Origin of the sequence: Amycolatopsis sp. NPDC050768, assembly GCF_040654155.1 — a bacterium.
Lineage (GTDB): Bacteria > Actinomycetota > Actinomycetes > Mycobacteriales > Pseudonocardiaceae > Amycolatopsis.
In genome coordinates, this window is sequence record NZ_JBFAHL010000036.1 from 1 (window position 1) to 16,529 (window position 16,529).

A 16,529-nucleotide genomic window follows, 5' to 3' on the forward strand; every position below is an offset into this window, starting at 1 on the left:
TCCGCGTAGGCGCCGAACTCGTCGCCGCCTACCGCGCCGAAACAGGCGACCTGCACACCGTCGAAGCCCACTGCACGCACCTCGGCTGCCTGGTGGCCTTCAACGACGCGGAACACACCTGGGACTGCCCATGCCACGGCTCCCGCTTCGACCCCGACGGCGCCGTCGTCCAGGGCCCCGCCGTCCGGCCGTTGCGCCGCCATCCGCGCTGAACCGCCGCAGGCCACGGACGCGACGGGCAACCACCTCGAAACATGGTTTTCGGTGGCCACGTCAAGGGTATTTCCCGGGGATGACGCGGCTGCAAGGCAGCACGCTGACCGGCCCCGGCATGCGGCGGGTGCGGCGCGGGCGCGGGTTCTTCTGTCTCGTGCCCGCGGCCTGAGCCGGCGCATGCTGCGAGCGAAAGGTACCCTCGACCTACTTGCCAACAGCAACGACCTTGGCGCGTTGCTACTGGCCGTGAGCACTCTCGCGAGGCCGGGCCCGCCGCTTTGATATCACGGGCCTCTCCCCTACACAGCTGCCGGTTACTCCGTTCGATCGATCCCGTCAACGAGCTGGTCGTGGTCGGTCGCCCGGTCGGCCACGAGCACGGTCGCCGACCCGTGGCGTCCCTGCGGGACGGCCCATCCTGCAGCGGGGGACGCGTGCCGGACCGTGGCCCCACCACGCCGCGCGCCACCGCAGTTTCCGGCGTCCGCGCCTGCATGAGTGCAGGACACTCCGCACTCGCATTGAATCTCGGAGCACATCGTCCCAGCAGGTGCCTGCCCGCGCCGAGCGCAGTGGCCGCGATGGAGCGGGTGACGGGCCGCACGGCGAGAGCGATCTGGCGGAGCGCCACCGCGCCGCGCACACCGAGGTGGAGCAGTTGCGGCCGACGTTGTCCTCACGGGCGCCGATCGAACAGGCCAAGGGCGTCCTGATGGCGCAACGTCACTGTACGGCCGCCGAGGCATTCGAGATCCTTCGCATGCTGTCGCAGGACACCAACGTCAAACTCCGCGACGTGGACCGCGGCGCTGAAGCTGGTTGCCACCGATGAATGGAGCCAGCAACCGCTGCCCTCGCTCATCCCAGCGGCTTGGGACCCACGTTGGGGCTCATGCACAGCACGTCCCCCGTCGAGCCGTGCCCGCGCCTGCACCTCGGCCTTCTCGTCGACACTGCGGCCGAATAGAAGGCCGAAATCTTCGGACTCAAGGAACTCGGCACGCGCGATGTCGGCTGGGACAGGTACACAACGGCAACCGCTTCTGCGTTGTCGACCTCAGCCACACACCCTCTGGCTCCTGAACCCCACCGGCTACCGATGGCCGGCGACGTCGGCGACACCATGCGAGACCGTCAGCCATTCCCGGGCGGCTGCGAGATTCTCGTGCAGCAGGAGGACGTGGTCCAGCTTCAGCAGGGTGATCGGGCGCCGAACCGCTTGCTGATCGCTCACGGTCACACACGGGATGCCGGCGGCGTGGGCTTCGGCCGAAGCCGCGAGCAGAGCGCGCAAAGCCCGCGCGGAGCAGAAGCCCACGCGAGTCAAGTCGACGATCAACGCGCGCGGGCGCAGCGTAATCTCGGCGAGCAGCCGGCCGTGCAAGTGGTCGGCGACGGTGCAGTCGAGGTCGCCGGTCGCGGCGAACACGGTCGAGTCGAGGTTGCCGGTGACGGTGAACGTCGCCGCGCTGTGCGGAAATGGGCCCGTCATGAACGCTGTCACCTCCGTTGAGGCCGGCGACCTACGGGTCACACCGGCGTCGCGGGTCTGGCAGCACCCCGGGTGGCACCGGGGTGCTGCGACTGGCGGCTGCTCGGCTGAACCGCATACATCACCAACGTACCCAGGTGGAGTGAATCTCATGCACCCCGTGAGACTTGCCGGTTTTGCCGCTGTCACGAGCGGGTAGCCACGAGTCACGACGAAGGAGGAGCCGTGCCTGAGCAAAGCTGGAGCACCAAGCGCGAACGTCAGTACGAGCACATCAAGTCGTCGCAGAAGAAGCAGGGCGCCAGCACCGGGCGAGCCGAGGAAATCGCCGCGCGCACGGTCAACAAGAACCGGGCCCAGTCCGGCGAATCCCGCACGGCCAGCAAGAGTTCGACCCGCGACACCTCGCCGCAGAAACGCGGCGGGAAGCGTTCCGGCAACCGGCAAGGCCCCGGTGGGCCGACGAAGGACCAGCTTTACACCGAGGCCAAGAAGCGCAACATCAAGGGCCGCTCCAGTATGACCAAAAAGGAGCTGCAGAACGCCCTCGGACGCTGATCGCGGAGTATCGTGCCCTCCTTCGGATTCAGCGAGCCCTCGGCTCGGTCTCTTGCCGAGTGATTGACGCTTCGCCACGCGACTCGGTGGTCCTGCGGAGAAATTGCCGGTTGGGCTCAGTTCAACCGCACTTGACCACCGGATCGAAGATATCCGTCAGACGGCTGGGGCCGCTCGAGCCGGACGCGGGCGACGGCGCGAGTAGCTCTCTCGGTGATGTTGTCGAGCGAGCGGATCGCTGTACCGCTCGGTCACCGGCGTTGGGCCACAGACGGGCGACGCCACCTCGTTTGCCTCGCCGAACGCACGACCGAGGTAGTGGACCTGGCCAGCACGCGAAAGGACCGTGGATGAAGCCGCCGCTGAAAACCCTGAAGAACGCTGTCACCAATCGGCCGAGGCTGCGGATCCCCGACCGAGCGTCCGATGTGGAGTCAGCCACCCTGCGCTACCTGCTCTACGGCATCCTCCCCGCGTGGTTCGTCCCCGGCGTGCTCGACTGGTGGCAGCACCGCCGCACCCACATCCAGGACACCGCCGGCGCCCGCGAATCGCTGATCCACCTGCTGATGATGGCCGAAGTGGGCGTACCGATCACCCTCGCCCTGCTGTGCGAGATCAACCCGCTCATCCTCACCATCATGGCCGCCACCATCGCCGCCCACGAGGCCACCGCCCTGTGGGACGTCAAGACCGCCGTCGACAGCGGCCGCGAAGTCACCCCCGTCGAACAGCACATCCACAGCTTCCTCGAATCCCTGCCGTTCATGGGCACGGCCGCGATCGCCTGCCTGCACTGGAAAGACGCCTGTGAACTCCTGCACGCCGACGGCCACCGCAGCGCCTGGCGGCTGCGGCTCAAACGCCACCGTCTACCCGCCGGCTACCTCGCCGGCATCGCCACCGCGATCACCGGCCTGATCGCCCTGCCCTACGGCGAAGAACTCAACCGCTGCATCCGCACCGCGACGCACCGGCGCCTGACGGCCTGAGCCGCAACAAGGAGCGGCCACGGCCCGCTCACGAGTGCCGGTGCCAGATGCGATCAAGCCGTACCGCAACATAGACAGGTTGTCCTTCAGATGACAACCGGCGGTGCAAACGCTCGCGGAACCGATGCGTTTCCTTTCAGGCTGGTGTGCCCGCCTTCGGCAGTACGACCAGCGCTTGCAGCAGCGCGCCGAGGTCGTTGCTGTCGGCGAGAACGTCCAGAATTCCCGCGACTCGTAGGACCTCGCGGACCGGCCCATGCGCGTGCAGCACGCGATAGGTCGTTCCGCAGTCGATCGCCCCACCGCAACCGATCAAGAACTTCGGCCAGCGTGTCTTGGACGTGTCGGCGCAGCCGCTTCACCTGCTTACCCGTCGGCGGGTCCGCGGTGAGGAACTCAGGCGTACGCCTGCCCGCGCCCAACGGGAGCGAGATCGCCAGTTCGGGTTCCACATCGCGGCCGAGCACCAGTTCCATCGACCCGCCGCCGATGTCGATCAGCAGCAGCCGCCCGGCCGACCAGCCGTACCAGCGGCGCACGGCGAAATGCGTCAGACGCGCTTCCTCCTCACCCGAGAGGAACTGGGGCCGAATCCCGGATGCCGCCTCGATCCGGTCGATGACCTCGTCACGGTTCGTCGCATCACGGATCGCGGCCGTGACGAACGGGTAGAGGTGGTCGACGCCGAGGCGCACCGCCTGGCCCACAGCGCGAGTCACGGCGATCGTCGCGCGTTCGATCCCGGTCTCGCTCAGCGCACCGTCGTGTTGCAGTTCTTCGGCGAGCAGCGTCGGTTCCTGACCGCGTGCCCCGGCACCGGCGGCGCCCCGGTAGACACGTCGACCACCTGCAGCTGGGCCGAATTCGACCCGATGTCCAGCACAGCGAGTTTCACCCGTCCCGCATCCCCCGTCGCGACATGCCCACACCAAGAGATTCGAGCAGCGCTGAGACTCGATCGCGCCGGCAGGTTTTCGAGCCGGACCACCGGGTAGTCCCAGCGGGCGGCTTCGTGTCCGGCCCGAAGGAGGTTTCATGCACCCACAGCGTGAACGGCGCACAGTCATCGAGGACGGCACGGAGCACGGGGGAACCGCGGCACCCTGCGAGCCCGCGTCGAGCCTCACCGAGACTGCTGTGCACTACCGGCTGCGGGCGAAATTCGCCGCCACCCAGCCGTGGATCCAACGGCTGCTGGGCGAACGCAACGGCCTCCAGCTGGACACCGACGGCCTGCGGGTGCGGCTGGGCCCCTGGGCGGTCATGACTCCGTTGACCAATCTCGCCGGCGCCGAGATAACCGGCCCGTTCAACGCTCTTCGCGGCCTCGGCGCCCGGCTGTCACTCGCCGACCACGGCCTCACACTCGGCACGACAACCCGCCACGGGGTCTGCATCCGTTTCCACAGGCCGATTCCCGGCATCGACCCCTGGGGCCTCGTCCGCCACCCCTCCCTGACCGCGACCGTCGCCGAGCCGGAGCTGATCGCCGCGGCCATCAACTGGATCGCTGCGCGCGAATGACCTGACACGCGGGTACGCGTCGACAACCAGCCCGCCCCGCTGTCCGCATGCGGGCCCTTCATCCCGGCCAAGGCTTCCCGCTTGCCGTACGAGGCGACGCCGGAACCGGTTGCAACACAGGTGTTGGCGGTCGGTTGATTGGGTAATCGGCGCGAGCCATTGCGCCGAAGCAGGGAAGCACCCGGCCGCCTGTGGGCTGCTGAGCTTGGACACCGACGTGGTCGTTGCGCTCACGCACTACTCCCCCGTGCCCGGCACCCTGCACGGCGAACCACCGGAAATTCACCCCGTCCCTCGGGTCGTACCTGCTGTGCGAACCCATCGACGAGGCGCAGGCCGACTTAGCCCCGCACGGTCACGCCCATTTCGGTACGGAACAAGGCGTGACGCCGGGCGGGGTGCGGGTCCGCAACGTCGCCCAGCCGGTGCTCCGCTCGGCTTACGCGGTCTACTCCGTTGCGCGGGAACCGGCCAGGGTGCGGGACTGAAAGCGGGCGGCCAGCGCGTCTGCCGACCCCCCTCCGGCGGAAATCACGCGACGTCCAGCACCGTCTCAGCCAGCCGTCCTCGCCGCGGTCGAACGTTTCGTATTCCTCGATCGCCGCGGTGGGCTTCTCCTGCCGGGTGATGCCCGGCAGATAACGGCGGTGTGCCCGGGCAGAGGATCGGCGACCCCCGTGGGCGCTTTCACGGCTTCCCGGCTCGCCCTGCTCAGCCGCCACGAACTCTCGGCTTGATGGTGGCGCAGCGGTATCACGGGGTCAGTGCTCGGCGCCGAGCCGCTGGGCGAGCAGCTTCTTGCCTTGTTCCCCTCCCTTTCGGCTCTCCTCCTGCGCACGGCGGAAGAAGGCCGCCAGCTCGCGGTCGCCTGTGCGGTCGGCGTCGGCGATGTAGGACTCCATCCGCAGGGCGTTACTCAGGCATGCCTCCACGAACCAAATGATGTTGTAGTCCTTGTCCTGGGTGCCTGTGACTTGGCCGGTTTCGGTGGTGGCCATGATTCCTCCTGGAGCTCGCGTTCGATGGCCTCAAGCCCCGGCTACCCGGACTCCGCCACTTGACACCTCGAACCGCCGCATCCTCGCGGAGTGAGTTCGGCTCGACGGAACAACCGGCACGGCGTCTGCCTAAACCGTGCGGGGGAGGCAGGCAGCCCGGCAATGCGCGTCCTCCCCGCCTCACGGCACCAGCCGGCAGGCGGGGTTGATCAGACCGGTGCCGACACGAGCGCCTGCGCGGCTTCGGCGATGCCCTCGTGGTCGATACCCGCCGCCGCCAGGAGTTCCTCGGGTGTCCCAGAAGCGGGCATCTCCCGGACCGCGAGTTTGCGCACGACGACGGCGTCAGGGAGCTCGGCAAGTGCCTCCAGCACGGCGTCACCGAGACCGCCCTCGGGCCAATGGTCCTCCACCGTGATCACCGCGCCCGTTTCCCGGGCGGCCGCGCGGACAGCGGCGACGTCGATGGGTTTCACCGAATAGCAGTCGAGCACACGTGCTTGCACGCCCTCGTCCGCGAGGCGCGCGGCGGCGTGTTCGGCCTCGCCGACCGTGATACCGCAGGCGACGATGGTGACCTGGTCGTCGGCGGAACTGCGGAGTGTGCGGCTGCCTCCGATGTGGACGTTCTCGTCCTTGCCGGTGCGCACCATCGTCTTCGCGCGCAGCGTCCGCAAGTACGAGATGCCTTCCCGGTCGGCCAGTTCGGCCACCAGCCGGGCGGTCTGGTTGGCGTCCGACGGGTGCAGGACCACGCTGCCGTGCACCGCGCGCAGGGCCGCGAGATCCTCCAGCGCCATCTGCGACGGGCCGTCCGGGCCGATCGAGACCCCGGCATGGGATCCCGAGAGCCGCAGGTTCGCCCGCGAGATCGCGGCCATGCGGATGAAATCGTAGGCTCGGCTGAGGAACGCGGCGAACGTCGACGCGTACGCCGTCCAGCCGCGGACTCCGAACCCCACCGCCGCCGCGATCATCTGCTGCTCCGCGATGTACATCTCGAAGTAGCGGTCCGGGTGAGCCTTCGCGAACATCTCGCTCTTGGTCGAGTTCGACACTTCGCCGTCGAGCGCGACCACGTCGGAACGCGCGGCGCCCAACGCGGTCAGCGCCTCACCGTAGGCCTCCCGGGTCGCGACCTCCTCGCCCAGGTCCCACAAGGGCAACGACAGCTCAACGCGGCTGTGCGACCGCACCGGCGCGGAAGTGTCCGGCTCGGCGAGCGTCACCTCGAGGTCACGGCGACCACCGAGCTCGGCGATCGCCGCGTTCGGGTCGTCGAGGGGTTTGCCGTGGTTGCCGGGCCGGTTCTCGACCGCTTCGACGCCGCTGCCCTTCTTCGTTTTGGCGAACAGTACGGTGGGACGACCGGTGGTCGCCTCCGCCTCGACATAAGCCGCTTCGATGGCCTCGACGTCGTGACCGTCGAGGGTGATGGCGTGCCAGCCGAAGGCCCGCGCACGGGCGGCGTATGTGTCGACGTCCCAGCCGAGCATCGTTTCCGTCGTCTGCCCGAGCCGGTTCACGTCGACGACAACGGTGAGATTGTCCAGCTCATAGTGCGCGGCGTGCTCGAAGGCTTCCCAGATCGAGCCCTCAGCCATCTCCGAGTCACCGCACAGCACCCAGACGCGGAACGGGAGGTGATCGAGGCGCTTGCCCGCCAGCGCGATCCCGGCACCGATCGGCAGGCCCTGGCCGAGCGAGCCGGTCGCGACGTCGGTGGGCGCGAAGCGCGGTGTCGGGTGCCCCTCGAGGCGGCTGCCGAACGTCCGGTAGGTCAGGAACTCGTCCTCGCTGATCACGCCCACCGCCTTGTACATCGAGTAGTACAGCGGTGAGGCGTGCCCCTTGGAGAAGACGAGGTGGTCGCGGTGGGGATCGCCCGGCTGCGCCGGGTCGAGGCGCAGGTGCCCGTCCAGTAGCACCGCCATCAGATCGGCGGCGGACATCGACGACGTCGGGTGCCCAGAGCCCGCCTTGGCGCTCACGCGCACCGAGTCGACCCGCAGCTGCTTACCGAGCTCACGGCGGAAGTCGTTGTCGCCCATGCCGTCTCCTTTCACGCGTCGAGCAGCTGCCCGCGCTTGTTTTCGATCCCGTCGATCAGCCCTCGGAACGAATCGGTGAACTTCTCGACGCCCTCGCGCTCCAGCGCGCTCCAGCGTGGCCACCACGTCGTCGTAGTCGACGCCGGCCGCCGCGAACGCCTCGAGGGTGTGCCGGGCGCCGGCCACGCCCTCGGCCAGCCGGTCGGCCACTGACCCGTGGTCCGCGAACGCCTCGACCGTCTCCGGCGGCATCGTGACCACGGTGCCCGGTCCGATGAGCTGCTCGACGTAGAACACGTCCGGGCGCGACCGGTCCTTCATCGAAGTCGAGGCCCACAGACACCACTGCGGAGTCGCACCGTCCTCGGACAGGTCCCTCCACTCGGGACCGTTGAACACCTTGAGGTAGGTCCCGTAGGCCAGCCGCGCGTTCGCGACCGCTAGTGTCCCGAGCAGGTCGTCGTGCCCACCCAGCTCACGCAACCGCCGGTCGGCCTCGGTGTCCACACGGGACACAAAGAACGACGCGACCGAAGCCACCTTCCGCAGATCACCACCCGAGTCACGCAGCCTGCGCAGGCCCCGCAGGTAGGCTTCCGCGGCCTGGCGGTGGCGCTTCAGGGAGAACAGCAGCGTCACGTTGACCGGAATCCCGCGTGCGATCGTTTCCTCGATGGCCGGCAGCCCCTCGGTGGTGCCCGGGATCTTCACCATCAGGTTGGGTCGCGCAACCAGCTCGGACAGCCGGACCGCCTCGGTGATCGTGCCGTCGGTGTCGTGCGCCAGCCGCGGATCGACCTCCAGCGAAACCCAGCCGTCCTGCCTTGTCCTGCTCGCCTCGAACACCGACCGCAGCTCGTCACACGCCGCCCGCACGTCCTGCACAGCCAACCCCAGGAAAGTCTCCTTCGGGTCGCTGTCGCGCCGCAGTTGCTCACGGAGCTGCTCGTCGTAGGCGTCTCCCTCGGTCATCGCGCCCCGGAAGATCGTCGGGTTCGACGTCACGCCCGACACACCCCGGGCGGCGAGCCGGTCAAGCTCACCGCCGCGGACGAACGGCCGCGACAAGTAGTCGACCCAGGGACTCTGCCCGTGCTCGACGAGGTCGTGCAACGGGGTGTGCATCGGCAACCCTCCTCATCGTCCGTGTGTTCTCCCCCGTCGGCTACCCGTCCGCGCCCGGGCTACACACGGCTTGGCACCTCTCGTGAAAGGATTCGTGTCATCCGAGGGGCGAGGATCAAGGCCTCCGAACGAGCAACCGCGCGACTCGGGAAACGGCCGACACGAGGCTGTCCCACAGGGACCGGGAATCGGTAACGCCCTGGTAGAGCCGGATCCCCCCAGATCTCGACTGCCAGCGCAGTGGACACCTCCACCGAGGCCAACCGCCAGGCGGGAATCTCCTCGCACCACCGGATGACGTCCTCGACGGCATGGCCTGCCGCGACCAGGCACGCCAGGAGGAATACCACGTCGACGACGGCGGCGCCCTTGCGGGACCAGGCCCAGTCGATAACCGAGGCTTTCTCGTCGACGAGGATGTTCAGCGAATCGTCCTCACCGGCATCGATAACGGTTGGCGCCACGGTGACCGTGCAGTTGTTCGACACCGCACCCAACTCGGTCGAGGAGAACTCATCGTCCACGGCCTGGGGGGACGTTCCGCCCTCGGAGTTGCTCGAATTGGCCCACGCGGAACCCCGCGCCTACCGGGTCCGCGTGCACGCACGCGGGCGCCGGAAGCACCGGAGACCGTCTACAAACAGTCGGACAAGCGCGGACACGAATACCGGACCCGGCGGCGGCCGTGACGCTCGGCGGAACAGGCTGGAGCAGTGACCTGGCGAGTTCGCGGACTCGCGGCCACCGCAGACCGCTACCTGCGAAACCCCCGCGCACCATCCGCCGAGGCCGGTGTGAATGCTCCGGGCCCCGGGAGTGGTGCGTCGTGGCGACTGGTGCGAGACGATCGGGCCATGCCGGCATCCGATCCTGAGCGCGCGCGAGGCGCGGGCGAGACGGGCGTCAGCCTGCGCCGCGAGGGTTCCGCCGTGGTGCTTACCGCGCGCGGCGAATTCGACGCGCTCACCACGCCGCAACTCCAGGCGGCGGTCCGCGAGGCGCTGCACGACCAGGACCCGCCCGACGTGCTGGTGATCGACCTGACCGCGGTCAACTTCTTCGCCTCGATGGCGCTCGCAGCCCTGGCCGAGGCACGTCAAGCCGCCGGCGAGCGCACCACGCTGCGTCTCGCGGTCGAGCACTCCCTTGACCGCACCCTGCGGCTGATCGGCCTCGATCAGCGGTTCGCGCTGTATTCCTCAGCGACCGAAGCGCTGGCCGCTGAGAAAACCTGACCCGCTCGACGCCACGGGAGGTGTACCCGAGCAGGGCGCGGGTATCACGCCAGCGAGGCCCAAACCGGGCCGATCACGACCGCGTGAGGTGGTGCCCATGTCCCCGGCTGCCAACCGTGTCGCGGCCGCGAACTTCGAGCTGCGGGCACACCGCCCCGCCCGCGCCGACGACATTGCCCTCATGCGGTACGCCCTGGCGGACTGGATCAGCGCCCACGGCCTGACGGGGGATCTCGCCCACGACGTCGAGCTGGCCACCTACGAGGCATTGATCAACACGGCGAACCACGCCTACCCCGCCGGCATCGTCGGCACTGTCGAGTTGCATGCCCACCACCAGCACGACCTGATCCGGATCACGGTCACCGACCACGGCCGCTGGCAACCGCCTGCCGCCGACCCCGGCCAGCTGCGCGGACGAGGCCTCACCCTCATCCGCGCCCTCGCCGACCACACCATCCTCGCCCCCACCGACGTGGGCACCACCGTGACGATGACGTGGTACCTGACACTGCCCGAAACCCTCGGCACAAGCTGACCCGAACAGTCGGCCGGTTTTCCACAGACCGGTGAGCCAGGGGTGAGCGCACCAGCCGCCGGCACCGCTCTGTGAACGGCGCTGGCTCGAGCGTGATGACCCCGCCGGTTCGGAGTTTGAGGTGACCGACCGGCGTTACAGCCGCCGGGCGTCGGGCTTGCCGTCGTCAGTGACGGAAGGCGACGACGGTATGCAGCGGCGCGTCCGCGTTCAAGACGGTGTCGGACACACGGAAGTCGGTCAGCCACTGGTGCCGCGTGATCTCGACACGGATGTAGCCGCGTTGGTTGTTCTGGAACATCATTCGCGGGTTGTTCGCGGTGGGGCCGTACACGGTTGTCGGGTTCGTGTCGCCACCGTTGCTGATCCAAGTGCCGAGGTACTCGGGCGCCAGCCCTCGGCTGACTTGCCGTTTACCCGGCGGTAGACGTGGGGACCCCCCACCGGGCCACGGGCACGATCTTCCTACGTTCCTGGCCGGCCTACCCTCAGCCAGTCGTGCCCGGGAGCACGGCGACTGCGCACGAACCAGACGATCCCGCCCGCCCCCATCGCGGCGATTCGTTTCCCCGCTCACCAAGCTCCGCGATGTCGCCAGTGCGCCCATCGAACGCGTCACCGCCCGTGCCTGAAGGCCCGGTGGTCAGGCCTCGTCGATCGCCACCAGCGTCGCGTGCGGGAGCAGTCCCAGCGCCCGCCGGACTTGGCGGGCTTCGCCGACGTGCACGGTGAAGCGCACACCACGTTCGCTGGCCAAAAGGTGAGCGCGTTCCAACGTACTCAACCCGGCTGTGCCGAGGAACGTCACCGTGGAGATGTCGAGCAGCACCGCGGGCACGGCGCTGCGCAGCCGCGCGTCGAGCAACTCCCGGAGCCGTGGTGCCGAGGCCGCGTCCAGATCGCCGGCCACCCGGACTATGACGAGGTCACGATCCGGGCGTTCGACGGAGAGCCGGAGCGGTTCCACGCCGATGGATCGGGTCGGCACAGGTCCAGCGGAACGATTCAGGATAGTGGTCAAGATGGCCTGCTTTCTTCGCCCACCGGAACTCAACGCTGAGGCGAGATCCCGACCACGCGTCAGCTCGTGCCCGGTGCGCAAGGAGATCACGGGCACGGCCCGCTGCTGGACCGCTGCCGGTCACCATAACCCGTGCCGGGACGACCGACAAGGGCCCGAGAAACCAGCAGGAACGTCCACAAAGGACTTCGAGGCTGAGACCTGCGCTCAGCGCATTCGCACACCGGGCGCGTCCTTGACGACTGTGTGCCACGCTCTGGCCGGCGCGCAAGTCGAGCACACCCGGCGCCCATGGGCGCGCGCCGAGGGCAAGGCGAGCTGAGGTCTCCCAGAGCGCGCGGCAGAAGGGTTCCGCCACTAACCTCGATTTCATGCTCAGGCTGGGTTTTCCGGTTATCGGTGTTTCCGATCTGCCGCGTGCGGTGACATTCTGGACGGCGGCTCTGAACCTTGCGGAGACCGAAGAATGGGCGAGTGATCGCTGGCGCACTCTCCGACCACGCGGACGGTTCCGGCCATGCGCTGGGCCTCATGTACAGCGAGTCGCCCGTGGAAGAATATCCTCGGCTGCATCTCGACCTTCTGGCCGACACCGCGGAGGAGCAGCTCGCCGAGATCGAGCGACTGGTCGAGCTGGGCGCGCACCAGGTCGACTGGAACAACTATCCGGCCGAAGCGGACTTCGTCGTCCTCGCCGACCCGGACGGCAACCGCTTCTGCGTCGTCGACCTGAGCAAAGCTCCCTCAGGCAGCTGAACAACCTCCGCGGCACGGAAAGAAATCTTCGCACCGAGTGCCTTACCACTCGCCACGTCAACGGAACGCCGGCAGAACGTGCTCCTCCCAGCCCTGGAAGAACCCCTCGTGATCGGGACCGATCTGCTGAACGTAGATCTCGTCCGCCCCGGCCTCGACATACTGTCGTACCCGATCGAGGTGCGCCTTCGGATCGTCCCCGCACACGATCGCTTCACGGACATCATCACGCGGCACCAGCTTCGTGACAGCCTCGAAGTCCTGTGGCCGCGGCAAAACCTGGCCCAGCTGACCCGGCAGGACGTCGTTGGCCCACAGACGATGCGCTTCGTCGAGCGCCACGTCGGCGTCCGGACCCCACGCGACCTTCATCCCGGCCTGCACCGGCTTGTCGCCACCGCCGGACTCTCGGAAGGCGCGGATCAGGTCCGCGTCCGGGAGCACCGTGCAGTAGCCGTCACCGATCCGCCCGGCGAGCTGGGTAGCTTGCGGCCCGAACCCCGACACGTAGATCGACACTGGCTCATCCAGCACCGTGTAGATCCTCGCCTCCTGCACCTCGTAGTACGTCCCCTGATAGCTCACCTGCTCACCGCGCGCGCCCGCCGAGTGCAACAGCCTGATGACCTCGACCGCCTCTTCGAGCATGGCCAGCCGCTGTCCCGCCGACGGCCACGGGTCGCCGAGGATGTGCTCGTTCAGGGCCTCCCCGGACCCGACGCCAAGCACGAAGCCGCCATCCAGCTGAACGGCAGCGGTCGCGGCAGCCTGGGCAATCACCGCTGGGTGAATTCGCACGGTCGGACACGTCACAGCGGTCGTCACCGGCAGCGACACCGCTTCCGACAAAGCCCCGATCACCGACCACACGAACGGACTCTGGCCCTGCTGGTCGTGCCACGGGTGAAAGTGATCCGAGATCCACAACCGCTCGAACCCCGCGCGTTCGGCCGCGCGTGCCTGGGCCACGAGTTCACGCGGACCGTACTGCTCGCAGGAAAGGAAGTAGCCGATCGATGTCATGACCGGCGGGTACCCCGCCCTCACCCGCGCACACACCCGTGCGAGCAGCCTGAACGGCCAGCCGTACGAGAGGGCCTCGACCGGCGCACCCACATCCGTAAGACACCTGAACGAAGGATTTTCGCGCTCGTCGGCGAGGGGCGCGGGACATCCCGTCGGCGCGTCGGAGGAGGGCGACGGCGTGGCCACCGGCCCACCCGCGGCCATCTGGCTGCAAAAGCTGGCGCCGACGGCCTGTCTCTGATCGGCGACCGCACCGAACTGCTGCGGGCCGACCTGACGGTCGAGAAAAACGTGGTAGAAACCCCCTCGGTGGTGAAGACACCATCCCGCTACCTGCTCTTCTATTCCGCCGACACCTTCCAAAGCACCGGCTATCACACCTGCTACGCCACCGCGCCCACCCTGACGGGCCCCTTCGTGAAGGCGGACGCCCCAGTTCCTCTCCACCGACCTCCTCGGCGGGAAAGCCGACGCCCCGGGGGCGCCGATGTCGTCGACGGCCACATCTACTTCCACGGCTGGCTCGACGGAGGCCGTTCAGCCCCGCGGCCTGTACGAGCTACCGATCACGTTCCCCGGAGATGTGCCACAACTCGGCTGAAGCAGGCGACTGCCACGGCCACGCGGCGTGGGCGAGCACCGCCTCCAGCATCGGCTTGCCGAACCACCGCCGCTTCACATCCGTAGGAGCAAGGCGTAAACCACCGAAGTGCGGGGTACTCAACAGCGTGCGGAAGACCATCGTCAGCGTGGTGCTAGCGGCGTTCCTCCTCGCGGCCGCCGGATGCGGCGCTGCCGACGCGCCAGGCGCCCAAGTCGCCGCCCAGGCATTCGTCACCGCAGCTGCGACGGGTGCCGCCGTCGAAGCCTGCACGCTTCTCGCGCCTCGCGCCCGAGACACGCTCGGCCCTGCTGAGTGTCCGCCGGTGCTCCCCGAGGTGCCGCGCGCACCCGTCGTCTCCGCGTCCGTCTGGGGTGACGAAGCACAAGCGCGCTCCGCCGCCGACACCCTGTTCCTGCACGAGTTCCCCGACGGCTGGCGCATCACCGGCGCCGGGTGCCACCTGCGCAACGAGCAGGTCTACGACTGCGCGATCGGTGGGCGATGAGGGCCCGTGCGGTGTTTGCCGTCTACTTGCTGCTAGTCCTCGCCGGACTGGCCTACTTCATCGCGCTCGGGGTGCTGGGCCGATGACCTGGCTGCGGACCCTGCTGCGCAACAACGGCCTCTCACTCGCGTTCGGCGCGTTGTTCCTGCTCAGCCTGGTCGGGCAAGCGTGGTCCGGCCTCGTCGAGTTCAACGACCAGCAGCTCGCCCACGGTGCCCAGACCGTCGGGATGGGCGACTACCTCACCTCCTCCTCGTTCGCGGTCGACGTCGCCGAGAACTGGCAGTCCGAATACCTGCAATTCTTCCTGTACGTCTTCGCCACCGTCTGGCTCGTGCAGCGCGGCTCTCCCGAGTCGAAGGCATCGCACAAGATCGGCCCGGAATCCGACCGGGACCAGCTACTCGGCGCTCACGTCCGCGCCGGATCTCCTCGATGGGCCAAGGCCGGAGGCTGGCGGACAACGGTGTTCTCCCGCTCGCTCGGCCTGGTCATGGGGACCATCTTCCTGCTTTCCTTGCTGGCCCAGTCGATCGCCGGCGTCAGCGCCTACAACGCCGAACAGCTCAGCGACTTCGGTGACCCAGTCAGCTGGGGCGAATACCTGCTCTCCGCCGACTTCTGGAACCGCACCCTGCAAAACTGGCAATCGGAATTCCTCGCCATCGGCTGCATGGCGATCTTCAGCGTCTACCTCCGCCAACGCGGCTCGCCCGAATCGAAACCCGTCGGCGCCGAACACCACGTCACCGACGAGTCGGGCTGACTTCGGCCGGTCCTCCCAGCCGCACCTTCGGCGTGCGGGTGCCTTGAGCTACCCACCGCCCTCATCCTCGGGCCTTCGAACGAGGATCGACTTGCGAGCTCGCTTAAGCCGAGTTATGCATGAGTCATGCAATCAAGAACGGCGAATCTGCTGGGCGCGACCGCGCTGGCGGTGACCGACAGGGTGTTGATGGACGCGCACCACGCGGTGGGCGTCAGCGCCAGCGGCGCGGCTGCCCTGGTGGTCGTCTCGGCCGGCCCGGGGTTGAGTGTGACCGAACTGGGCCGCCGGGTGGGGCTGAGCCAGTCCGCGGCAGCCCGCATGGTCGACTCGCTGGAGCAGAGCCGATTGCTGGAACGCCTCCCTCGCCAAGGCCGGGAGGTGACCGTGGAGCTCACCCCAGAGGGCCGGCGCGCGGCGCACACCCTGCTGGAGGCCCGCGGAACTGGGCTGAGCGGCTTGATCGAAGTGCTCAGCGAGCACGAGCAGGACCAGTTCGCCGACCTGCTGGGCAAACTGCTGGCTCGCCTGTACGACGACGTGGGCAGCGCCGAGCTGTTGTGCCGGCTGTGTGATCGGGCCAGCTGCACCCGCGGCGCGGTGTGCCCCGTCGGGCAAGCCGAGCGGGACCGAGGGAGCTGACCCGTGGGTACGCTGCTCGCCTTGGCCTCCGCGGTCTGCTACGGCCTGTCCGACTTCGTCGGCGGTCTCGTCTCACGCCGCGCGCCCTTCGCCGCGGTGGCACTGATCGGGCAGGGCGGCGGGCTGCTGCTCGCGCTGCTCCTCACGCCGATCCTGTCCTCCGGCGCCGTCACACCGCCGCCGGAGGTATGTCGGCCGCGGGCCGGCGGGCCGCGGCGGGCGTAGCCAAGGCGCCGGCGGAGGACGACGCGTCGGCGCTGCTGGCGCCGCTCGGGGAGGCGCGGCGCCACCACCTGGCGGCCGACCACGCCGACCTGGCGGCGCGCGTCGGCGAGCTTGGCGAAGAGACCGGCCGCGTACGTGAGGAGGCGATCTCCGACCGGCGCCGCCGGACCCACGGCTGACGGGACGACCGACGTCGGCGCCGCACGCGAGGACCGTCCGACCGTGCTACTCGCCCACAGGCTCGGGCAAGTCCAA

The 16,529-nt window shown here is 68.6% G+C and carries 21 protein-coding genes and 2 pseudogenes; 14 read left to right on the plus strand and 9 right to left on the minus strand.

All coding sequences use genetic code 11. The annotated features are described in order from the left end of the window. Together AB0H62_RS49580 and AB0H62_RS49585 are read left to right on the plus strand one after the other, a co-directional pair. On the plus strand, nucleotides 1-212 hold a 212-nt coding region (locus AB0H62_RS49580), incomplete at its 5' end, for a Rieske 2Fe-2S domain-containing protein (protein WP_360592853.1). Between the two features lie 554 nt (nucleotides 213-766). After that, the gene (locus tag AB0H62_RS49585; protein ID WP_360592854.1) at nucleotides 767-1,048 is read left to right on the plus strand and encodes an ANTAR domain-containing protein; all 282 of its coding nucleotides are present in this window, start codon (nucleotides 767-769) and stop codon (nucleotides 1,046-1,048) included. Between the two features lie 261 nt (nucleotides 1,049-1,309). On the opposite strand, the gene AB0H62_RS49590 is transcribed toward AB0H62_RS49585, so the two are convergent. Further along, nucleotides 1,310-1,708 carry an STAS domain-containing protein gene (locus AB0H62_RS49590; RefSeq protein WP_360592855.1) on the minus strand — a complete coding sequence of 133 codons (399 nt, stop codon included), beginning with the start codon at nucleotides 1,706-1,708 and terminating at the stop codon, nucleotides 1,310-1,312. 225 nt (nucleotides 1,709-1,933) lie between these two features. Here AB0H62_RS49590 and AB0H62_RS49595 point away from each other — a divergent pair, with 225 nt between their 5' ends. Both AB0H62_RS49595 and AB0H62_RS49600 read left to right on the plus strand, forming a co-directional pair. Next, the gene (locus AB0H62_RS49595) at nucleotides 1,934-2,266 is read left to right on the plus strand and encodes a plasmid stabilization protein (RefSeq protein WP_360592856.1); all 333 of its coding nucleotides are present in this window, start codon (nucleotides 1,934-1,936) and stop codon (nucleotides 2,264-2,266) included. 350 nt (nucleotides 2,267-2,616) lie between these two features. Then, a complete protein-coding gene (locus AB0H62_RS49600) occupies nucleotides 2,617-3,258 on the plus strand; it encodes a diguanylate cyclase/phosphodiesterase (RefSeq protein ID WP_255637954.1) in 642 nt (213 codons plus the stop codon). Nucleotides 3,259-3,344: 86 nt separating this feature from the next. Here AB0H62_RS49600 and AB0H62_RS49605 read toward each other — a convergent pair whose 3' ends face one another. Beyond that, a complete protein-coding gene (locus AB0H62_RS49605) occupies nucleotides 3,345-4,325 on the minus strand; it encodes a hypothetical protein (protein ID WP_360592857.1) in 981 nt (326 codons plus the stop codon). On the opposite strand from AB0H62_RS49605, the gene AB0H62_RS49610 reads away from it, so the two are divergent. Beyond that, nucleotides 4,294-4,782: a hypothetical protein gene (locus AB0H62_RS49610; protein WP_360592858.1), complete on the plus strand. Its 489-nt coding sequence runs from the start codon at nucleotides 4,294-4,296 to the stop codon at nucleotides 4,780-4,782. The two genes, AB0H62_RS49605 and AB0H62_RS49610, sit on opposite strands and share 32 nt — an antisense overlap. A gap of 202 nt (nucleotides 4,783-4,984) precedes the next feature. Further along, nucleotides 4,985-5,270: pseudogene (locus tag AB0H62_RS49615) on the plus strand (metallophosphoesterase); the annotation flags it as partial. Between the two features lie 273 nt (nucleotides 5,271-5,543). Here the strand turns inward: AB0H62_RS49615 and AB0H62_RS49620 are convergent. The 4 genes and pseudogenes from AB0H62_RS49620 to AB0H62_RS49635 form a co-directional block, all read right to left on the minus strand. Beyond that, the gene (locus tag AB0H62_RS49620; protein WP_220240182.1) at nucleotides 5,544-5,780 is read right to left on the minus strand and encodes a hypothetical protein; all 237 of its coding nucleotides are present in this window, start codon (nucleotides 5,778-5,780) and stop codon (nucleotides 5,544-5,546) included. Nucleotides 5,781-5,989: 209 nt separating this feature from the next. Further along, nucleotides 5,990-7,831 (minus strand): transketolase, encoded by a 1,842-nt coding sequence (locus AB0H62_RS49625; RefSeq protein WP_360592872.1) that lies wholly within the window; start codon nucleotides 7,829-7,831, stop codon nucleotides 5,990-5,992. 153 nt (nucleotides 7,832-7,984) lie between these two features. Next, nucleotides 7,985-8,956: pseudogene (gene tal, locus AB0H62_RS49630) on the minus strand (transaldolase); the annotation flags it as partial. Between the two features lie 59 nt (nucleotides 8,957-9,015). Then, nucleotides 9,016-9,480 (minus strand): hypothetical protein, encoded by a 465-nt coding sequence (locus tag AB0H62_RS49635; RefSeq protein ID WP_360592859.1) that lies wholly within the window; start codon nucleotides 9,478-9,480, stop codon nucleotides 9,016-9,018. 330 nt (nucleotides 9,481-9,810) lie between these two features. On the opposite strand from AB0H62_RS49635, the gene AB0H62_RS49640 reads away from it, so the two are divergent. After that, nucleotides 9,811-10,191, plus strand: coding sequence for an STAS domain-containing protein (locus AB0H62_RS49640; RefSeq protein WP_220240178.1), 381 nt, complete (start codon nucleotides 9,811-9,813; stop codon nucleotides 10,189-10,191). A gap of 97 nt (nucleotides 10,192-10,288) precedes the next feature. Further along, nucleotides 10,289-10,729, plus strand: a complete 441-nt coding sequence (locus tag AB0H62_RS49645) for an ATP-binding protein (RefSeq protein WP_220240177.1) — start codon at nucleotides 10,289-10,291, stop codon at nucleotides 10,727-10,729. Nucleotides 10,730-10,895: 166 nt separating this feature from the next. On the opposite strand, the gene AB0H62_RS49650 is transcribed toward AB0H62_RS49645, so the two are convergent. Beyond that, nucleotides 10,896-11,063, minus strand: a complete 168-nt coding sequence (locus tag AB0H62_RS49650) for a hypothetical protein (RefSeq protein ID WP_220240176.1) — start codon at nucleotides 11,061-11,063, stop codon at nucleotides 10,896-10,898. A 309-nt stretch (nucleotides 11,064-11,372) separates the two neighbouring features. Next, complete coding sequence (locus AB0H62_RS49655; RefSeq protein WP_360592860.1) at nucleotides 11,373-11,717, minus strand: STAS domain-containing protein; 345 nt, start codon at nucleotides 11,715-11,717, stop codon at nucleotides 11,373-11,375. 507 nt (nucleotides 11,718-12,224) lie between these two features. On the opposite strand from AB0H62_RS49655, the gene AB0H62_RS49660 reads away from it, so the two are divergent. After that, nucleotides 12,225-12,506, plus strand: a complete 282-nt coding sequence (locus AB0H62_RS49660) for a VOC family protein (RefSeq protein WP_255637951.1) — start codon at nucleotides 12,225-12,227, stop codon at nucleotides 12,504-12,506. Between the two features lie 57 nt (nucleotides 12,507-12,563). On the opposite strand, the gene AB0H62_RS49665 is transcribed toward AB0H62_RS49660, so the two are convergent. Next, the gene (locus tag AB0H62_RS49665; protein WP_220240174.1) at nucleotides 12,564-13,529 is read right to left on the minus strand and encodes a TIGR03557 family F420-dependent LLM class oxidoreductase; all 966 of its coding nucleotides are present in this window, start codon (nucleotides 13,527-13,529) and stop codon (nucleotides 12,564-12,566) included. A gap of 731 nt (nucleotides 13,530-14,260) precedes the next feature. On the opposite strand from AB0H62_RS49665, the gene AB0H62_RS49670 reads away from it, so the two are divergent. The 5 genes from AB0H62_RS49670 (at nucleotide 14,261) to AB0H62_RS49690 (ending at nucleotide 16,453) form a co-directional block, all read left to right on the plus strand. Next, entirely contained in the window at nucleotides 14,261-14,641 is a 381-nt protein-coding gene (locus tag AB0H62_RS49670; protein ID WP_360592861.1) for a hypothetical protein, read from the plus strand. Between the two features lie 82 nt (nucleotides 14,642-14,723). Next, entirely contained in the window at nucleotides 14,724-15,407 is a 684-nt protein-coding gene (locus AB0H62_RS49675) for a DUF6766 family protein (protein WP_220240173.1), read from the plus strand. 126 nt (nucleotides 15,408-15,533) lie between these two features. After that, complete coding sequence (locus tag AB0H62_RS49680) at nucleotides 15,534-16,049, plus strand: MarR family transcriptional regulator (protein ID WP_220240172.1); 516 nt, start codon at nucleotides 15,534-15,536, stop codon at nucleotides 16,047-16,049. Between the two features lie 3 nt (nucleotides 16,050-16,052). Further along, nucleotides 16,053-16,274, plus strand: a complete 222-nt coding sequence (locus tag AB0H62_RS49685; RefSeq protein WP_360592862.1) for a hypothetical protein — start codon at nucleotides 16,053-16,055, stop codon at nucleotides 16,272-16,274. Then, nucleotides 16,238-16,453 (plus strand): hypothetical protein, encoded by a 216-nt coding sequence (locus tag AB0H62_RS49690; protein WP_220240170.1) that lies wholly within the window; start codon nucleotides 16,238-16,240, stop codon nucleotides 16,451-16,453. Before AB0H62_RS49685 ends, AB0H62_RS49690 begins: the two co-directional genes overlap by 37 nt. Nucleotides 16,454-16,529 lie beyond the last annotated feature (76 nt).

What these genes read in the sequence shown, in the direction of transcription:
- AB0H62_RS49590 (WP_360592855.1), bottom strand. Translation starts at nt 1,708, where the DNA reads ATGACGGGCCCATTTCCGCACAGCGCGGCGACGTTCACCGTCACCGGC.
- AB0H62_RS49600 (WP_255637954.1), top strand. Translation starts at nt 2,617, where the DNA reads ATGAAGCCGCCGCTGAAAACCCTGAAGAACGCTGTCACCAATCGGCCG.
- AB0H62_RS49610 (WP_360592858.1), top strand. Translation starts at nt 4,294, where the DNA reads ATGCACCCACAGCGTGAACGGCGCACAGTCATCGAGGACGGCACGGAG.
- AB0H62_RS49605 (WP_360592857.1), bottom strand. Translation starts at nt 4,325, where the DNA reads ATGACTGTGCGCCGTTCACGCTGTGGGTGCATGAAACCTCCTTCGGGC.
- AB0H62_RS49620 (WP_220240182.1), bottom strand. Translation starts at nt 5,780, where the DNA reads ATGGCCACCACCGAAACCGGCCAAGTCACAGGCACCCAGGACAAGGAC.
- AB0H62_RS49625 (WP_360592872.1), bottom strand. Translation starts at nt 7,831, where the DNA reads ATGGGCGACAACGACTTCCGCCGTGAGCTCGGTAAGCAGCTGCGGGTC.
- AB0H62_RS49640 (WP_220240178.1), top strand. Translation starts at nt 9,811, where the DNA reads ATGCCGGCATCCGATCCTGAGCGCGCGCGAGGCGCGGGCGAGACGGGC.
- AB0H62_RS49645 (WP_220240177.1), top strand. Translation starts at nt 10,289, where the DNA reads ATGTCCCCGGCTGCCAACCGTGTCGCGGCCGCGAACTTCGAGCTGCGG.
- AB0H62_RS49665 (WP_220240174.1), bottom strand. Translation starts at nt 13,529, where the DNA reads ATGACATCGATCGGCTACTTCCTTTCCTGCGAGCAGTACGGTCCGCGT.
- AB0H62_RS49675 (WP_220240173.1), top strand. Translation starts at nt 14,724, where the DNA reads ATGACCTGGCTGCGGACCCTGCTGCGCAACAACGGCCTCTCACTCGCG.
- AB0H62_RS49680 (WP_220240172.1), top strand. Translation starts at nt 15,534, where the DNA reads ATGCAATCAAGAACGGCGAATCTGCTGGGCGCGACCGCGCTGGCGGTG.
- AB0H62_RS49690 (WP_220240170.1), top strand. Translation starts at nt 16,238, where the DNA reads ATGTCGGCCGCGGGCCGGCGGGCCGCGGCGGGCGTAGCCAAGGCGCCG.